General features: G+C 45.1%; 15 protein-coding genes. 8 read left to right on the forward strand and 7 right to left on the reverse strand.

The features are described from left to right. The first annotated feature begins 28 nt into the window (after positions 1 to 28). The 6 genes from FXO21_RS07490 to FXO21_RS07515 all read left to right on the forward strand — a co-directional run bounded on the left by FXO21_RS07490 (position 29) and on the right by FXO21_RS07515 (position 7890). Complete coding sequence (locus FXO21_RS07490; RefSeq protein ID WP_149639509.1) at positions 29 to 3358, forward strand: DUF6443 domain-containing protein; 3330 nt, start codon at positions 29 to 31, stop codon at positions 3356 to 3358. A 14-nt stretch (positions 3359 to 3372) separates the two neighbouring features. After that, a complete protein-coding gene (locus tag FXO21_RS07495; RefSeq protein WP_149639510.1) occupies positions 3373 to 3798 on the forward strand; it encodes a hypothetical protein in 426 nt (141 codons plus the stop codon). A 141-nt stretch (positions 3799 to 3939) separates the two neighbouring features. After that, positions 3940 to 4902 (forward strand): RHS repeat domain-containing protein, encoded by a 963-nt coding sequence (locus FXO21_RS07500; RefSeq protein WP_192579183.1) that lies wholly within the window; start codon positions 3940 to 3942, stop codon positions 4900 to 4902. Positions 4903 to 5455: 553 nt separating this feature from the next. Beyond that, on the forward strand, positions 5456 to 6289 hold the full coding sequence (locus FXO21_RS07505; RefSeq protein ID WP_149639512.1) for an RHS repeat-associated core domain-containing protein: 834 nt from the start codon (positions 5456 to 5458) through the stop codon (positions 6287 to 6289). Positions 6290 to 6761: 472 nt separating this feature from the next. Next, a complete protein-coding gene (locus FXO21_RS07510) occupies positions 6762 to 7319 on the forward strand; it encodes a hypothetical protein (RefSeq protein ID WP_149639513.1) in 558 nt (185 codons plus the stop codon). Between the two features lie 22 nt (positions 7320 to 7341). Next, the gene (locus FXO21_RS07515; protein ID WP_149639514.1) at positions 7342 to 7890 is read left to right on the forward strand and encodes a hypothetical protein; all 549 of its coding nucleotides are present in this window, start codon (positions 7342 to 7344) and stop codon (positions 7888 to 7890) included. Positions 7891 to 7943: 53 nt separating this feature from the next. Here the strand turns inward: FXO21_RS07515 and pyk are convergent, their stop codons facing one another. The 4 genes from pyk to FXO21_RS07535 are packed head-to-tail and all read right to left on the reverse strand — an operon-like array spanning position 7944 to position 13537. Continuing rightward, positions 7944 to 9383, reverse strand: coding sequence for a pyruvate kinase (pyk, locus tag FXO21_RS07520; RefSeq protein WP_149639515.1), 1440 nt, complete (start codon positions 9381 to 9383; stop codon positions 7944 to 7946). Positions 9384 to 9410: 27 nt separating this feature from the next. Further along, positions 9411 to 11906 carry a replication restart helicase PriA gene (gene priA, locus FXO21_RS07525; protein ID WP_149639516.1) on the reverse strand — a complete coding sequence of 832 codons (2496 nt, stop codon included), beginning with the start codon at positions 11904 to 11906 and terminating at the stop codon, positions 9411 to 9413. A 49-nt stretch (positions 11907 to 11955) separates the two neighbouring features. Next, positions 11956 to 12549 (reverse strand): aminotransferase class IV, encoded by a 594-nt coding sequence (locus FXO21_RS07530; RefSeq protein WP_149639517.1) that lies wholly within the window; start codon positions 12547 to 12549, stop codon positions 11956 to 11958. Then, positions 12536 to 13537, reverse strand: a complete 1002-nt coding sequence (locus FXO21_RS07535; RefSeq protein WP_192579184.1) for an aminodeoxychorismate synthase component I — start codon at positions 13535 to 13537, stop codon at positions 12536 to 12538. The genes FXO21_RS07530 and FXO21_RS07535 overlap by 14 nt, the downstream gene beginning before the upstream one ends. A 142-nt stretch (positions 13538 to 13679) precedes the next feature. Between FXO21_RS07535 and FXO21_RS07540 the strand changes: the two genes are divergently transcribed. Then, a complete protein-coding gene (locus FXO21_RS07540; RefSeq protein WP_149639518.1) occupies positions 13680 to 14687 on the forward strand; it encodes a YpdA family putative bacillithiol disulfide reductase in 1008 nt (335 codons plus the stop codon). A 13-nt stretch (positions 14688 to 14700) separates the two neighbouring features. Here FXO21_RS07540 and FXO21_RS07545 read toward each other — a convergent pair whose 3' ends face one another. Continuing rightward, positions 14701 to 15873 (reverse strand): WD40/YVTN/BNR-like repeat-containing protein, encoded by a 1173-nt coding sequence (locus FXO21_RS07545; RefSeq protein ID WP_225865607.1) that lies wholly within the window; start codon positions 15871 to 15873, stop codon positions 14701 to 14703. A gap of 35 nt (positions 15874 to 15908) precedes the next feature. On the opposite strand from FXO21_RS07545, the gene FXO21_RS07550 reads away from it, so the two are divergent. Next, the gene (locus FXO21_RS07550; RefSeq protein ID WP_149639519.1) at positions 15909 to 16211 is read left to right on the forward strand and encodes a YtxH domain-containing protein; all 303 of its coding nucleotides are present in this window, start codon (positions 15909 to 15911) and stop codon (positions 16209 to 16211) included. Positions 16212 to 16264: 53 nt separating this feature from the next. On the opposite strand, the gene FXO21_RS07555 is transcribed toward FXO21_RS07550, so the two are convergent. Then, positions 16265 to 16813 carry a DUF4136 domain-containing protein gene (locus FXO21_RS07555; protein WP_149639520.1) on the reverse strand — a complete coding sequence of 183 codons (549 nt, stop codon included), beginning with the start codon at positions 16811 to 16813 and terminating at the stop codon, positions 16265 to 16267. 17 nt (positions 16814 to 16830) lie between these two features. Then, on the reverse strand, positions 16831 to 18828 hold the full coding sequence (gene dnaG, locus FXO21_RS07560; protein ID WP_149639521.1) for a DNA primase: 1998 nt from the start codon (positions 18826 to 18828) through the stop codon (positions 16831 to 16833). Positions 18829 to 18975 lie beyond the last annotated feature (147 nt).

An 18975-nucleotide genomic window follows, 5' to 3' on the forward strand; every position in this document is an offset into this window, starting at 1 on the left:
ACATTAGTCTAAAATTATCTTTTCTGAAATGAAACAGATCGTCCTATTTTTCCTAACAATGCTCACTATCCCGAGCGGAGCACACGGGCAGCAGACAAATGCCAGAAACTACATTATTTCAAGAACCTATAAACAAGCTGGTGCCAATGCGAATGATGTGAGTAAAGTGACCACGCAGGTCCGGTATCTGGACGGGCTGGGCAGGCCGCTTCAGAATGTAGCCGTCGGGCAAAGCCCGGCTGGTACGGACCTGATACAGCCCATCGCATTTGACGCGGCGGGCAGGCAGCCTGCCCAATTTTTGTCTTATGTCGCAGGTGGCAACGGAGCATTCAAAAGCAACGCGGTCGCGGACGCTGCCGCCTGGTATGCTGACCCTTCAAATCCCGCAGGATTGACTAACTACGGACTTTTGGACGTCAGCGCTCCGCAGAACGACTTTACATTCGAAACATCGCCTCTCAGCCGGGTGATCGGCGACCAGGCTCCGGGAGCCAGAAGCAATACCGCAGTCATCAAGTACAAGACTAACTGCTGCGGTGAGCTGAAAAGGTACGATTACAACAAGGCGGGTAATACCATTGTAGAAAATGGCGGGTATGCTCCCGGAACAGTCACCTATATTTTCAAAACTGATGAGAATTATAAACAAACCAAAGAATACTACGATTTGTCGGGCAGGCTGATCTGCCGCCAGCAGCTGGTCGATCCGGCGCCTGGTCCAGGGAATGTTACCTTGTTCACTTATTATGTTTACGACAACATCGGCTTGCTTCGCGCAGTTTTACAGCCCGGGTTTCAATCTGAAAATTCGCTGGCCAACCAGGCTTTTACCTATGACTACGATGCGCGTGGGCGGGTGATCGTAAAAAATATCCCTGGCGGGGGCAAAATCGAAATCGTATACGATCAGTATGACCGGCCGGCGCTCACGCGCGATGCCAACCAGCTGTCGCGGAATGTATGGGGTTTTACCAAATACGATGCGCTCAACCGGCCGGTCGCAACCGGGGAAATCCCCGGCAGCGAACTGCGTTCCGACTGGGCCGCGAAAGTGGATATCGGCGCGCAGCACCACGAAAACCGGAACAATGCCGTGACCGCCGGATACTCGCTTAACCTGACGGCGCCCGCTTCGACCACGGAGGCGCATTTGCTGACGATCACTTTTTACGACAATTATACATTTTCTAAGCCAGCGCAGCTGAATTACGTAGCGGCCTACTATACTTCCAACAATGCGAATGTGAAAGGCCAGACCACCGGCGGGCGGGTGCGCGTATTGCCCGGTGACGGCAGCGCGGGAGGCTGGCTCACCAGCGTGACCTATTACGACCCCGAATACCGGCAGATACAGGTAACAAGGCAGCTGCACGACCTGGGGGCCAATGCATTTGAGCGGTTATCCACCCAATACAAATATGACCTGGCGCCGGTGATCGCCGAACAAAAGACGGAGCAGGCGCCCGCAGGCGTAGTCGCCAATGCACATACGGCCATTTATACGTACGACCATGCCGACCGGCTGCTGTTGGTCAAAGAAAAAGTTACCATTGGTGCGAAAACCAAAGAAGCCTACACCCTGGCGCAGCGCTACACGCCTTTGGGAGCGCTGAAAAGCAAGTGGTTCCACGCTTACCCCGCCAGCAACGGGCTTGCCTACCGAACCCGCACAGATTACACCAGCAACATCAGGGGATGGCTTACCGACGGCGCCAATGTGTATCGAAAGAAACTGGAAGGGCCCGATTTGCCATTTTTTGCTTTCACGGTCGATTACCTGAGCGGGACTATTTATACCAATGGTAATATCACTTCCATGTCCTGGAAAGGCAGGGATGAGGCTGCGTTTACCAAAGGCCTCACGTTTTCCTACGACGGCGCCAACCGGCTGCTCGGCTCGACAGGGATCGGCACGTATAAAGAAACCGAATCGGGCATCCAGTACGACCTGAACGGCAATATCAAAAAGCTGACCCGCAAGGATGCAGCCGGCGCAACCATCGATAACCTGACTTACAATTACACAGGTAACAGGCTGAGCTCGGTAGCAGATGCGGGAACAGCCGCAGGCGTGAAGACAGGGACAAGCAATTACATTTATGATGCAAACGGGAACACGACTACGGACGAAACCCACGCCGCCACCCTCACCTACAGTTATCTGAACCTGCCCAGAACCGTCACCGTAGCCGGCAAGGCATATCGCTACGATTACGATGCCAGCGGCACGAAGCATAAATATTATGCGGTCAATGCAGCAGACACCGTTCTCATCAAGTATGCCGGGCGGTTTGAATATGACAAGAACAACACAGTAAAACGCGTTCATACCACCGAAGGCCAGGTAGTTCGGAGCGGCGATACGCTGAGGTTTGATTATTTCCTGAAAGATCATCTTGGCAATGTGCGGATTGTATTTAATGAACTTGGAAGTACTTTGCAAAAAACGGATTATTATCCGTTTGGGTTGGAGATTGATAGGAATAATCCGGTACAGCCTCAGAACGCAAGAAATTCTGTCAACCGCTACAACTTCTTGGGCCGTGAGAGCCAGCCGGAAACGGGGTATATGGATTTGATGAAGCGGTTCTATGATCCGGCCATTGGCAGGTTCACCAGTGTTGACCCTGTTATTGCTGGTCAGGAAAACTACTCTACATACCAATACGGCTGGAATAATCCTATCTTGCGGAGTGACCCAAACGGGGATTGTCCTGAATGTGATGACGAAGCCGGTCAAATCGGCATGATGATTGGACCAGTAGTGATGAGCGTTGGGAACTCAATTAGGACCCTTGCATATAATGCTGGTGACGCATTAGGTATTACTCCTGCCAGAAAGGGTATGAAGTGGGAGGCAGTCGAAAAAAGAGTCGGCGACAGCTACGAGACCACAATGGAGCAAGTACCCCGGCAAGGATTTTTGAAGGATGCCGGAGGACATTTATTGGATGGGGTGAATGCAATGTCTGCCGTTTCGCCAGCTGGTGGAACTACCAGTAGCCTAGTGGCTAAAACCGCACCTAACGCCGTTGTAACAAGCACCGTTGCGAAAGCAGGAAAAGATGCAATTCAAGTTGCTGGCGAAATCAAAATATCTAATATAAAGGACGCTTTACGAAAGGCTTACGCCGAACTTGGAATTCCCGGGGCATTACCAAAAGGGGAAAAAGGGAAATTTGGTAGTCCAACTGCTGGTAATTCAAAAAAAGGATATAGGCTTGATCCTGGTCATCCCGACAGGCGAAAGGGACATGATGAATCTGTACCTCATATAAATTATTGGGATTGGACTGCTGGAAAAAAAGATAGAGGTGGCAAATATGGTGCTATACCTTTGGTAGATCCTAAATAAATTTGGTTAAAGTCATGGAACATTTTAAAAAAGAACTGTTTTTCCAAGAACATAACGCTCATATCTCCTGTCAACCAATATCTAATAGCGAAATGCTATTTTTAAATGGTTTTTTGGAGCAGCGATATGGTATAAATAACTCCATCAATGGCAATTTCTTTAAAGTTTTACTAAAGAAGTTGTCCTATAAAAAAGAATATGATGGCGTTGACACTTCTCTTGAAATAGAGGCTGTTTTTCAAGATTTAGCACTACAAAATGACTCAGAGGTATTTGTTATCTGGAATTATCCTGGTGACATGGACAAGTTTGATCTAAGCTATTTGCTAAAATATTGGGAGGATATTTGGTTTAGTGTGTCTGATGAAGCTATTGGTATATTCTTCCCAGTAATGGATAGGATCATTGTAGTTACGCATTATAATGTAATTTACTATTGATACTTACAAACTTATTGTATAACAGAACAGGCTCCGGAACCAAAGCCTGTTCTGTTATACAGCATATGACCTTTTGGCATTTAAATCACGTATCAAGGCCAGCTAGTCCCGAGCGGCGACACGCTGCGTTTCGATTATTTTTTGAAAGACCATCTCGGCAATGTGCGGGTTGTATTTAATGAGCTAGGCAGTACTTTGCAAAAAACGGATTATTATCCGTTTGGGTTGGAGATTGACAGGAATAGTCCGATTCAGACACAGGCGGTAAGAAACGGCATCAATAGATACTTATTCAACGGAAAAGAACTTCAATCCGAAACTGGGTATTTAGACTTTGGAGCGAGAACGTATGACCCTTCAATAGGAAGAATGACAACGGTCGATAGGTTTACTGAAAAGTATGCTAATGTTTCTGGTTACCAATATGCACTAAATAACCCTGTCATCAACATTGATGTGAATGGGGATAGTGCCTGGAAAATAACGAACCAATGGAATGCGGCATTCATGAAGCAGTTTACTAAAGAGCTGGCATCTTATATTCAAAAATATGAAGCCAGAAAAGATAAGTGCACTTGTGATGATTTAGGTCTTTCAGTGGCAATGGATTTTGCAAAAGATAATCAACTGCCATTCCAGTGGGAGACTGAATCCAAAAGTTTTGACGCTGCATCAGCCGAATACTCCGACTTTAGCACTTTTTCGCATGACGTAAAAGCAACTTCCGGAGCCCCAGATTTTCAAAACGGTAAAAATACCGTTTCCGTCAACCCCAAGGATGCAAATACGGGTTCAATGCTTTTGAATGTGAAACAAAGCACCGGCAGGGCCCACCATGTTCAAATGATAATGGGAAGAAGTAATGACGGGAACAGTTTGTTAATTAAGCAGGGGAATTTCACAGACATTTTGCCTGCACAAAGAGTTTGGGGATCTGGCGATCCAAGCTCTATGCGTTATTTAGGAACTTCAATACAAACAGGGACCTATAACAGGCAAACAGATACTTGGAGGAATATTAGCAGAGGATCCACAACCTTTAATTTTTCAAAACAAGAACGCCTAATTTACAAAGCCTTCAACTTTGCTAACTGGAACAAATGAAAAAATATATTCATGTCATAATAAATGCATTTTGGCTAATTTCATATTTGATTTTGTTGGTTTTGACTCATCAAGGTTACTTTACCGTTTCGGAGAGGTTAACAATTATCGATATTGTAGGCGTTGTATTTATTTTTATTCTGTGTCATGTTCTATTTATTGCATTAAGAGTGAAGCAATTAAAATGGCTGTCACTTTGTATTGCTATTCTTACACTAGCAGTCTATATCTATTCCAATGGAGATTTCAATCCATTCTAATTTTATCTAACAGAAGCATATTCGCCTGAAAAATGATTTAAAATTTTTGAAGCATTGAGTCTCATGCCCCGGGTTAAGCCAATCCGGGGCTTCTTGTACTTATAACGCCACCACATTTTGATTAAATAATTCCTTAAACTTCTTGTTGCTGAGCATTTTATCAACGAGCCAAAACAACAAGAAACAATTTTCAATAAGAGTCGTCCGCACCGCACGATACATTTCGGTTTGATTATTTCCTGAAAGACCATCTGGGCAATGTTAGGGTTGTTTTTAATGAGCTGGGGAGCACTTTGCAAAAAACGGATTATTATCCGTTTGGATTGGAGATATCCCGGGATGGGGCCATGCCACAGAATGCGCGGAATGGTGTTAATCGTTATAACTTCCTGGGCAAGGAAACACAGGTTGCAACTGGGTATATTGATCTGTCGAGACGCTTTTACGATCCGACTATTGGCAGGTTCATGCAAGTGGATCCGGTCACAAAAAGTCAGGAGCAATTAAGCGTTTATCAGTATGGCTGGAATAGCCCGATTAGATATTCTGATCCAAACGGGGATTGCCCTATTTGTGATGATTTTAAAAAGTTATTTAATGCGACAAAAAACTACTTGACAAAGAATGCAAGCGTATATGGAAAAAGTAGTGTTGAAGTTACGGCAGGGTCAAGAGTAGCCCTGAAGATAGGTGAAGGAGTTGGCGGAGACATGAATGCTGCTTCTATACGATTGGTAAAGGGAGAGGCTTCATATGATACTAAGGAAAAAGGAAAAGTCAGCCTAGATTATGTTACCAAGCCAGATGAAAAAGGCAGAAAGGCAATGACAGTTTCTCATGGCGTTGATTATGCGGCAGGTGTGGGCGGTGGTGCTAAAATGGAATATCAACTAAATTCCAGTGGCAAAGCTTCAGGCGAAGTAAGTTCAGAAGTTCAAGTTGCGGCCGCATTGCCAATTCCCACTTTCGCAATCTATGGTAAGTATGAAACAGATAAACTTACTGGACAATCGTCCGTTCAAGTTGGCATCAATTCGTCATATAAAGCGGGTGCAGGTATAGTAGTAGATGCAAACTTTTTCGATTTTGGAATTAAATTTAAAATACCACAAAGTAAAGAACCATGAAATACAAATATATAAGCACCAAAGGCTCTGTTTTGCAAATAAGATTGACTATTTGCCTTCCAGTTATTTGTTCCCTACTATTGATAATTTCATATTTTTGGGAGGACGAGAAGTACATAGTAAAAATTTTCCTTGGATTAATAGGATTGTTAAATACTTATTTTTTGTCACGTTTTTCAACGGTAAAATATAACTCCAGCGAAATAGTAATTCAAAATATCATGGGAGAAATACACTATCCAAAGGATGAACTGTTGACAGTAAAGCCACTAAGGCCATACCTTAATTTGTATTCGATAGTTTTTAATGACAACAAATCCTATCCTTTTGGCTTGCCGTCTTCAAGAATAATGTTAGCACTTAAAGGGAAACAAGTAGCGGAAAATATGAAAATGAAGTTATTATCAAATGAGACCGACAAGTAATTTGTATCCCCTAAACTAACAAACCAGGCTCCTATCCGGAGCCTGGTTTGTTATACGGCATACTGCCTTTTGGCATTAAAATCCCTAATGAGTGTATCAATAACCATAAAAAATCTGTCTGCGGTCAGCATGGGAGATTTTGGAAACTTCCTGCATGCGGTTCAGGGGGCGCTTGTCAAAAATCACACTTTACTACACGAGTTGCCGGCAAACTCTACGATTACGACGCCAGCGGAACGAAGCACAAATACTATGCGGTAAATGCGGCGGATACGGTGCATATCAAATATGCGGGGCGGTTTGAATATGATAAGAATAATGTCGTCAAACGCGTTCATACCACCGAAGGCCAGGTAGTTCGGAGCGGCGATACGCTGAGGTTTGATTATTTCCTGAAAGACCATCTCGGCAATGTGCGCGTTGTTTTTAATGAACTTGGAAGTACTTTGCAGCAAACGGATAATAATCCGTTTGCTATAGAGCTATCCCCGGATCGTGCTTTACCTCAGAATACCCGGAATGCGGTGAATCGTAATTTGTATAATAGCAAGGTCGTATTTAATGAAATTGAGCCCTCTCAAATATCCATACACCGACATAATTGAGCAATTCAAAACCGTTCACCAAATGCAAATACACCACTATCAAAATATCCTCGCTGAAAATCTATACCTCTACACATCCGGCAACTCGTTCTACCCTGCTACTCCCATTACAGAACATGAAAGGAAAGTGGCATTGAATATAGGATGCACACAATATGCTTTCCATGGACCTGGAATTGATGCGGATTACAATGCGCTTTTCGAGGAATGTTCTGAATATCTCTGCCGGTTATTCTTTTTTGAAAAGCCAATGAACTATTATCTCTTCCTGCTGGATAAGAAGTCAAAGGAAGGGACTGTCTGTATATTAAATCACAATAATTTCCGAGAGGAGATTCACTATCTGGTCGACAGCAGAACTTGTTTCGTCATTTCTTCCCCACAGGATTTGTTAAATAAAGAATTTACAGAGAATGTAATCAAAAAATTCCTGCTGCCCGGTTCCTATATTTCAATCAATTACCTCAAATTGGTTCTTAGTCTTTTAGAGCCTGAGACGACAATTTATAAAATGAGTGGGGACGGGGCAGATAATTATATCGCGATCGATGCTTTTTCAAAAGTACACTAACAAAAAGAGACTGCCCGGTCCAGGGCAGTCTCTTCACATTAAATTTCGAACGATTACTCCACCACACTTAGTTTCACAGTATTCGTTTTGCGTTGTCTCGAAACCGGCATACTGAGGGTATTGATAAATACATCCCCCTTCTGTAATTCACCTTTTTCAACAAGGAATGTCTTGATATCCTCGATCAGATCGTCTGTTGAAACGTCCTGATCGCGGTCGTAGAAATAAACTTTCGTACCCCAATAAAGTGCCAGTTGGTTCATTAACACTTTGTTGGATGTAAAAATGATCAAACTCGCCTTCGGTCGGTGGTGAGACAGGCGGAAGGAAGTGTAGCCCGACCGGGTAATCCCGATAATCGCCGAAGCCTGTGTATCACGTGCCAAACGGCAGGCGCTCATCACCACATTATCATTCAGCTTGAAAGTACCCGGGCTTTCGTTCACAAATGCGTGATGTCTGAAATAAATGCTGTTGGTAGAAGATTCCACTTTTTCAATCGTGCGCGTCATGCTTTCAACCGCAAGGATCGGATATTTACCTGATGCAGTTTCAGCGCTCAACATCACTGCGTCAGCCCCATCCAATACCGAGTTAGCAACGTCATTCAGCTCGGCGCGGGTTGCACGTGGGCTGTCGATCATGCTTTCCAGCATTTGAGTAGCAACAATTACCGGTTTACCGGCTTTATTACATTTGTCCACGATCATTTTCTGGATCATCGGAACTTCCTCAGCAGGAAGCTCAACGCCCAGGTCGCCACGGGCTACCATGATCGCGTCAGTCGCTTCAATGATTTCGTCGATGTTGACGATCGCTTCCGGCTTTTCAATTTTCGCAACCAGTCGCGCTGTTTTGCCTTTATTAGCAATGTATTCTTTTACCTTGATGATCTCCGCCGCAGTACGTACAAACGATAAGGCAACCCACTCCACATCATTTTCAAGTCCAAAATCAAGATCTTCGTAGTCTTTAGTAGTTACAGAAGGCATCGAAACTCTGGTATTTGGCAGGTTAACCCCTTTTTTAGACTTAAGATAGCCTCCGTAAATAACTTCTGTTACCACGTCGCTCCCATCAAGTCCCGTTACCAGCACTTCCAGCTTTCCATCATCCATCAGGATACGATCGCCAATTTTGACATCATTGTACATTCCATCGTAAGGAGTACTTACCTTTTCGGCGGTTCCCAATACTTCTGTATTAGACAGTATCAGCTTCTTCCCCGGCTCGATCAAAACTCCGTCCTTTTCAGCCACGAGACCAATGCGGATTTTAGGTCCCTGTAAATCTTGCAGGATCGCGAGATTCAGTCCATATTCTTCATTGATCTCCCTGATCGTATTTAGTCTTGCAAGATGGTCGGCGTGGGTTCCGTGAGAAAAATTAAGGCGAAATACGTTTACTCCGGCTTTTGCTAGTGCATATAAAGTTTCTTTTGTTTCTGAGGCCGGACCTACTGTTGCAACAATTCTGGTTTTTTTGGAAGACATAGGGGATTTTGCAGTAAGAAATGATTTTTATAAACAGTCCACGTCGATCACGACCTGGATGCTTTTCAAAGTTTTATCGGTCAATGTGTCAATTACTTTTTCCTGTATAAATGACTTTGCCGCCTTAAAATTAATCTTTTCTCGCTCAAGTTTGATGAGAATGTCGAACAAAAACAGATTTCTTACTCTTTCCACGAGTGGCGGTTGAGGTCCCAAAACCCGGCTCAAACCCAGATTTCCAGCCAGTTTTTCGGCCAGTACCTTTGCGGCGCGGTTTGCAGTTGACTCATCGATATGCTTTACAGTTACCTTAATCAATCTGGAAAACGGTGGATAATTGTATTTTTCACGTTCTGCAATTTCTGATTCGTACATTCCCTCATAATCATTTTGGATGACCCTTTCCAGCAACTTCTGCCCCGGATTTGCTGTCTGGATCAGTACTTTTCCAGGTTTATCGGCCCGCCTGCCCGCTCTCCCGCTCACTTGCGTGAGCATCTGAAAAGCCCTTTCGGTCGCACGGAATTCGGGGAAATGGATCATTCTGTCAGCGTCGAATATGCCTACGATACTTACATTATCAAAATCCAAACCCTTGCTGACCATCTGGGTACCAACTAAAATATCTATCCCACCTACCTCAAAATCCTGAATGATCTGCTGGTATGCATTCTTCGCGCGCGTAGTATCCATATCCATCCGCTGCACCCGCGCTTCGGGAAACATCAGGTTAATTTCATCCTCGATCTTTTCCGTACCGAACCCGATCGTCCTCACTTTCGGAGAACCGCAGTTGGGGCAGGTTCGCGGTACTTCCTCTTTATGTCCGCAATAGTGACAACGCAACTCCCTGGCTTTCATGTGGTAAGTCAGGCTTACATCACAATTCGCGCATTCAGAAATCCAGTTGCATTCCTCGCATTGCATATAGGGCGAATACCCTCGGCGGTTCTGAAAAAGAATGGTTTGCTCCTTGTGTTTGAGGTTATGCTGCAAATGTTCAATCAACACAGAAGAAAATTCATTTTTCATCTTCTTCTGCTTTTTCTCCTTTTTTATATCAATGAGTTCAAATGTCGGCAATGCTGCATTTCCGAAACGCTGCTTCATTTCCACCAGCCCGTACCTGCCGCTCAAAGCATGGTAATAACTTTCCAATGAAGGAGTTGCAGAGCCCAGGAGCGTTTTACCGCTGTGCATATAAGACATAATCACCGCCACGTCGCGTGCATTATAGCGCGGCGCGGGATCGTGTTGTTTATAAGAGGATTCGTGCTCTTCGTCTACGATTATCAACCCCAGATTATCAAACGGCAGAAATATGGCAGAGCGCACGCCGACTACAAACTGAAACTTGCCATCGAGAATACCTTTCCAAACCTCAACACGTTCATTGTCAGAGAATTTAGAATGATATATTCCCATGACATCGCCGAACACCTTTTTTAACCGTACCACAATCTGCGTTGTCAATGCGATCTCGGGCAACAGAAAAAGTACCTGCGAGCCGCTTTCCAGCACTTGTCTGATCAGGTCAATGTACACTTCGGTTTTTCCGCTGCCCGTGATTCCGTGCAGCAGTACCACTTCTTTCTGTTTAAAATACTCCTGTATCTGTCGTGCAGCTTCTGTTTGGGTTTCGGTTAAAGAAATAGTGGCCATATTACCGGCCGGGATTTCTTCGAACCTGGAAATAAATATCTCAAACTGCTCGAAGATCCCTTTTTTGATCAAGGTATTTAAAGAGGAAGCGGAAATGGAATCGTCTCCGCCGAAAACAGATTTGTCCAAACCCTTTTGGTTCAGATCGGGATTGTTGTAAACGGGTATGTAACTCAGGTATTTAAGTAAAATATCCTGCTGTTTCTGATTTTTTTCCAGCGATCCGGCCAATGCGGAAAGTGCCTCATTACTCAGGTACGCGCTTGTAAGCCTGATCTTTTTGACAACTTTCGGCTTGTACCGCTCCTTCACTTCTTCGTAAAGGATCACAGCCCGTTTGCCAACCAGGGATTTGATGATCGAAGTAATGTTTGATTTTTGCAGCAGCCGCTCTACCTCTTCGTACGAAAGTGTCTGGTGCTTTTTTATCTCCTCCACCACGATCGCCTCCTGGTCAGTAAGCAGATCCTCGTATTCGAACTCGGGGTTAAGCTGGATCCTCGACTGGCTCGTGATTTTCAATCCGGCTGGCAATGCTACATTCAATACCTCGCCGATATTGCAGAGGTAATATTCCGAAACCCACTTAAACAGTTCAAGTTGCTTGCCGGTAACAATGGGCTGTTCATCAAGCAGTTCCAGTATATACTTAGCCTGATATTGCTGTGGGGGCATTGTATGTATTTTTGCAATAACCGCCGTGATCACTCTTTTTTTACCAAACTGAACGATCACGCGTGCGCCCACTTTCACAAGCCCGCTTATTTCCCGCGGTACCCTGTACGTAAAAAGCGAAGGCACCGGAACCGGCAAAATCAAATCAGCAAAGAGTGTGGTTTCTTCCTCAAAAAAAGAGGTCATTTTGCGCAGAAAAAGTTAAAAAAATAATTGTCTTGCTTTCGCTCTTTAATCAGTCTATCATCCGCACGTCAATTACAGGCGCTTTTTCCCAGCTGATCATTGCATTGAATAGCTTCACAGAATCGAATGTAAAGATATCGGTCTCGGAAATTTCACGCACCTGAATAATTCCCTGATCGATCAAAAACGCTCTTTGCGTGCCAGGTAACAGATAGGTACTGGGTGTGTACCAACCGGTTCCGTCACCGAATGCCACGTTGCAATAAAAAGAGTCGGTTACCCAGCCGTTTTTAATGATCAATATATCATCGGCATCCTCGCGCTGTGCAAAAAGTGTGTTCAGCTCGTCACGCTGATCGTATTTGTAGCTGTAATCTACGCCATTATCATATACTCTCCGAAGCTTTCCAATGTGCCGCTGCACGTAAGGTTCCCATCTGATATTATCGATATCCTGGTCATACGCAAGCCTGCATTTATGAATAGCATTATCAATAGAATCCGGAATCCCGATCATCTCAGCCAATTTCCATTGATCCTGATAACCAAAAAGTTCACTGCGCGTCCTGTTGAGCCTGGCTTCGTGGTAGGTCAGATTTTTCAGCTCACGGTTTTCGACGCAGATTGTCTCAATACACAACATGCGCAATAGGATTAAATGGAAGATATACCTTATTTATTAACTCCTGATACTCACTTTGTGCATTGCTGAGTGCAGTAATCCCGCCACCGCTTTTGAAAACGAGGCTGCCATTCTGATTCTCTATAAAACGGATCATCACCGCACTTTCAAAATTTGTTCCGTCAAAATAACCCATGATCCCAGTGTAATAGCCTCTTTCATAACCTTCGGCCTCTTCAATGATTTTCAAAGTACTTGGTTTCGGGGCACCGGTGATGGATCCGGCTGGCAGCAACCGGAGCAATAAATCTCCATAATTACCATGGAAATCGTCAGGCAAAATACCAGCAACCTCTGAGCTCACCTGCAACAAGGTCTTATCGTAAGCCTGCACTCTATCAATATACCTGTACCGATCCACCCAGACTTTTTTCGCCACCATACTCAAATCGTTCCGGATCAGGTCCACGATCGTAGCGTGTTCCGCCGCCTCCTTGAAATCGGACAAAATCACATGCTCAGCATCAGGTACCGACGCGTCAATGGTACCTTTCATCGGAAAAGACGCAATGCGGTTCCCGCTGATCCTGACGAATATTTCTGGAGAAAAACAGACAAACTGGTCTTTCAGCCAAAACCGATAAGGCGCGTCGCTGTTTTCGAAAATTTCCCGCAAAGTAAGATTGGTTTTTACCGGCGTGGGGACCGACAGGTTGAGCAGAAAAGAATTGCCCGCCCGGATATTGCTGATCACATGGTCAAACCTGGGCTCGTACTCTGCAAAAGAAATGGGTGATTTATTAAAATAAATATCTCCTGAAAATCCGGCTACCCGGCGCTTAGCGTTGGTAAATCCATTGAGATCGAAAAGAATTTCAGATGAATCAATATCCGGCAGCTTCCACGCAACGGGCTTCTGCATCTTGTAATCCACAAGAAACACAAACGGGGTTCCCTCCCTGCCCCATTTGTTCAGATTGTTCGTAAAAGTACCGAGGTCGTTTTCCAATTTGCTGCGGAATATCGCTTATTTTTAACCGTGAGCGAATTTACAAAGTTCAGAAACCAATATGTGATTTGGCTGGTTAAAATGAATAGCGCCGCCGTGCTGGCTGCGAGAGGTTAGAAAAAGTTTAAAACGTAATCAGGTAATGCACATCTACGATGTCATAGTGATCGGCGGCGGACCTTGCGGGCTGGCGATGGGAGTGGAACTGGCCAAAAACGGCATGGACTATCTGATTCTGGAAAAGGGAAACCTGACAGAATCGATCAGGAATTATCCGAGACGGATGCGCTTTTTTTCGACCGCTGAGAACATTGAGATCGGCGGGATACCCTTTGCTATTTCGGAAGTGAAGGCCAACCGTAATGAAGCGCTTCAATATTATCGTAAAGTTGCAGGATACTACAATCTGAATTTCAGACTGTTTGTAGATGTGGACCGCGCCGAGAAGCAGCCTGACGGCACTTTTCTTACTTACACAAATGACGGACAGATCTTCCAATCTAAAAATGTAGTGCTCGCTACCGGCTATTTTGATGTGCCGAGGCTACTGAATGTGCCGGGCGAAAACCTGCCGCACGTTTCGCATTACTATGATGAGCCATTCAAATATTCATACACCAATGTAGTTTTAGTCGGCGGCTCCAATTCCTCGGTGGAAGCGGCACTGGAACTATATCGCCACGACGCACGCGTAACAATCGTGCACAAAGAGGCCGATTTCAGGACGAAAGTGAAATACTGGCTGGTACCAGACGTAAAAAACCGGGTAAAGGAAGGCAGGATCCACACGCGCTTCAATAGCGTAACCGAAGCTATTGAGCCGGGCAGAATGCTGATCAGGAACCTCGAAACCGGCGAGACGGAGTGGCTTTCTGCCGATTTCGTGTTCCTGCTAGTGGGCTATCTGCCTGACGAACATTTGCTTGCCAGATGCGGCGTGATCTTAAATCCGGTAACCAAGGTTCCTACATTCAACTCTGAAAATTTCGAAACCAATGTGCCCGGACTTTACCTGTGCGGCACCGTGATGGCGGGGGTATTTACTGAGAAAATTTTTATTGAAAATGGCCGCGATCATGCAGCCGCAATTGCAGACCACCTTGCCGGCCGGGAGATCAGAATTGTGAAGGAGCTTATTGACCGGATTTAGTGTAGTTACGCCCTTACTCCTCCACTATTGCCAACTTACGCTTCCTCTTTTTCATTGAAATTTTTTCAATTTTACCGATCAGGCCGCTGGCTCCTACGCCGTAACCTACATTCCCTGCAAAACTCACGGCGTGAAACCCTTCTTTGCCGAGCGAGCGCCACGATTTACCACGGTCTATTGAATAACTGCTGCCAGAAGGGCCGGTAGCCACAAGCGCGTAGTCATCGGCACGAAGCTGTGTTTCCCCCGTCCATATTGCATCGGTTTTTTGGTATAATGCGACGCATTCTTTCAAGCCAGCCGGAACCGTCATCTTAGAAAGTGTCCAGGTTACTCCTCCGTCTTTGGTAAGCAGTACATTGCGGGTTGAGTCGGTTGTTTTCTTATAGTCCCCTCCTACCGCAATCCCATTTCTATTTGACCAAAACCTTAATCCAAAAATGCCGCTCGTGGGCCCGGCAGGTAGCGGCGTTGCAGACACTTTCCAGGTTCGCCCAAAATCGTCCGACCTGAACACCCTCGCCATTTTTGAACCTCCGGTTCCGATATACACATTACTTTTCCCAAATGCCATAATCGAAGTGCCACTCGCCGCGAAACAGGCTTCGCCCGGCTCCGCTACCGGCCGCTTTTCAAGGGGCAGCTCAATCCAGCTTTTGCCACCATCGTCGGTAGTCAGTATGAATAGTTTTCCGTCAATCGGATCGCCCAGGCAAATCCCTCTGTTTTTATCCCAAAAGTCGATTCCATCCAGAAAAACCCCATTTTGTGTAGTTTGGTACACAAGATTCCAGCTTTCTCCGCCATCTTCTGTCCGGTAAATTTTAGCCTGCCCTTTTTCGGCTTCTCCTGCACTCATTGCTACCAAAGTGTTCTTGTTAATAGCGTGTACATCACGAAAATCCAGTGAGTCGGCACCGGGGACTTTATAAGTAGTCCACATCTTCCCGCCGTTGCTTGTTTTCAGCATTGTCCCCTTGGAGCCACCTATCCAGCAGATCGTGGGAGTTACCGTATGCACTGCCCGCATATTGACATCTTTTTTAATATTTGTGATCTTCCATTGCGCAGTGACAGGTAGTGACAGGATAAGTTGCAAAAAAGTCAGAAGCCCCATTAAATAGCCGAAGGGGCTTGTTTGAAAAATATTTGGAGAAATTGGCACAGTATTTGTGTTGCTTACCATTCTATTATATTATTATCACAAAATAGGAAATTCATATGAACAAGAATCAAAAATTTTTGATAGGCTCTCTCGGTGCACTCCTTACCGGCATTGCAATCGGCCTTCTGGTTGCTCCTAAAAATGGAAAAGATACCCGTAAACTGATCAAGAGCAGAGCGAATGATCTTGGCGGGAATGCGAAAGACAAATATGAAAAAAGCCTGGAAGAATTATCTGTTCTGGCTGATAGGCTAAAAGAAGGCTTTCTGAAAAACGTGAACACTGTAAAAGACAAAGCAGGAGCTGTTGCTGACAATGTGAACGATAAAGTTCGTGGCGCTGTCAACACGAATCTTTAAAACTCCTTACTCGAAATATTTACAGGGTCGTTTCTTCGCGAAGCGGCCTTTTTTCATTTCGGGATCTTACCAATGATTTCTGAGACCGCCTGGTTAACAACGTCTTCGAAATTTCCGCTTTTGGCAGGGATAATACCAGAAGCCCCGCCCTGCCAAACCATTTTGTTATTCGCAGCATCGACCAGGTCGATCATTAAAGTCCCTTCACGATATTTCCCGACAACTACCTCTTCGCTCTTCCAGGAATAGCGGCGCTGGCCCATATACCTCGGCAAGCCCTCGGTACGAAAGTCGGTTTGACGCGTCTGCTCTTTTTCTTCGACAGAAAGGGCGATATTAACTTTCAGATTCGCGTCCCTCGCCTCATCAAGCCCCTTTGCCTGCAGGTTCCGCGCCACTGCATCTTTGATTATGCTGACATTTGTTTCAAAATTCTTCGAGATCGTATCACCGGAAGCCTCAATCTCATAAAATCCGAATGTCGGATAATCAGAAAGCCTGAAACCGTCCTCCTGCTTCGTTTTTAATAATTTATAGGAAGTACCGCAACCCGATAGATAGATAAATGCAAGTCCCAGAATCGCATAAATGCAACTTTTCATGATCAGCTATATTAAAATTATCCGATAACGCTCCCCAACTCTTTGGCAGCCGCCATACTGATTCCTTTGTAAAACATAAATTCCCCCATAATACTATTCTGTTCCTGCTCAGAAGTTGCGTGCACAGCCTGGTTAAGGCATACCTTCATTTTTTCTTCTATAAATGCTTTTTTCAGCCTGAGAATATTAACAAAGGCCGTTTTGTCAAGCACATCGGCTTCGAAGGGTACATAAATCTCGTACTTTTCCGACCATAACTCGCTCAGCTCATATTTGCTCGTCAGCCAGCCAATTGTCAATGTCCTGATCTCAGATTCGTGATGATTCAGGAAATATTCGGTCGGTAAAACATGGTTACGACTTAGATTTTCGCGAAAAAGCGTCAGCAAGTGCTGAAAAACGGGGTCTTTGAAATCAATACCATCGATCTCTCCAAGTACATACTGGCACACTGTGATGGTTGGTTCCAATTCTTTGGTACCGAACAGTACCAGCAAGCGTGTAAATGCTTCTTCCTGATAATACAGCTTACTTTTCTGCGGAGGTTCGTAGGTAACCGGCTCGGGCTCGAAAGGGTTAACATCCTCCTCAGAAAAGGTAAAGTTCCCAGGCAGAGAACCGATATCACCGGGACCTTCGGGCACATGATCCGGTTGAAACGAAGTCCTGTCGGGCTTTTTCTGAGTTGACAGCTTCCTGGCCAGCTTATTACCTTCCGTGATCAGCATTTGTTCATCCACGTTCATCATCTCGGATGTACGTCGGAAGAACACCTGTCTTTTTATCGCATCAGGAATCTTGACAATGCTGCTCACCACCTCGCTGATTACTGCCGCCAGCCGGAACGGATCGTTCCCCGCATCCTGTAACAATACTTCGGTTTTGAAGGTGATGAAGTCTTTGGAAGCTTTTTTCAAATACTGCTTAAAAGCTTCAGCACCAACTTTCCGAACATAACTATCGGGATCGTCCCCGTCAGGAAATAGTACGATATTGACATTCAGACCTTCTTCTAATACTAAATCCAACCCCCGCAAAGCAGCCTTGATCCCGGCAATATCTCCATCGTAAAGAATCGTCACATTTGGTGTGAAACGACCTATAAGGCGTATTTGCTCAATCGTCAGGGAAGTTCCCGAAGATGCCACGACGTTCTCAATACCGGCCTGATGAAGAGAAATCACATCTGTATACCCTTCTACCAGATAGCAATGATCCAGTTGACGAATTGCATTTTTTGCCTGAAAAATACCATACAGTACGTCACTTTTATGATATACTGCCGTTTCGGGCGAGTTCAGATATTTGGGCTGATTGGCTTTTGAACCTCCGTCAGATTTCAAAATACGGGCCCCGAAAGCAATTACCTTTCCTCCTACATGGTGAATTGGAAAAATAACCCGCCCTCTGAACCTGTCGTATCCACCGCTGCTGCTGCCCTCCCTCGGAATAAGCAAACCTGCTTTTTCCAGTAATTCGGCTGAGTAACCTTTTTCCAGCGCTTCTTTCGAGAACGCATCCCAGGTATCCAGACTGTACCCGAGTTCAAACTTTTGCCTGATCTCATTGGTAAATCCTCTTTCGCGGAAGTAGCTCAGTCCGATGGATTGGCCTTCATCTGAATTTTGAAGCTGGTTCTGGTAGAAATTTTTGGCAAAGTTGAGGACGATATAAAGGCTTTCCCGTTCGTTTTGCCGGAGCGCCTCCTCATCGGTTATTTCCTCCTCTTCAATCTCGATATTGTATTTGCCGGCCAGGTAGCGCAGAGCCTCACCATAACCAACATTATCAACGTCCATCACGAACTTGATTGAATCACCCGCCGCACCGCAGCCAAAGCATTTATAGATCTGCCTAACCGGGTTTACATTGAACGACGGTGTCTTTTCATTGTGAAAAGGGCAGCATGCCGAATAGTTGGCCCCTTTTTTCTTCAGAGACACAAAGTCCCCCACCACCTCGACTATATCGGTAGCCTGCTTGATGCGATCAATGGTTTCAGGATTAATCCTCATTTGTGTATTTTGATTGAATGAAGTGGTTTGCACACATTATGCGACGGCAGCACACCATGCCTACATCAACAAAAAAGACAATGCAAAAATTTGACAGACGTGCTGATTTTCAGAAAATCATCGCTTTCAGGAGAACTTGTTGATTTT

The sequence above is a fragment of the Dyadobacter sp. UC 10 genome (assembly GCF_008369915.1).
Taxonomy (GTDB): Bacteria; Bacteroidota; Bacteroidia; order Cytophagales; family Spirosomataceae; genus Dyadobacter.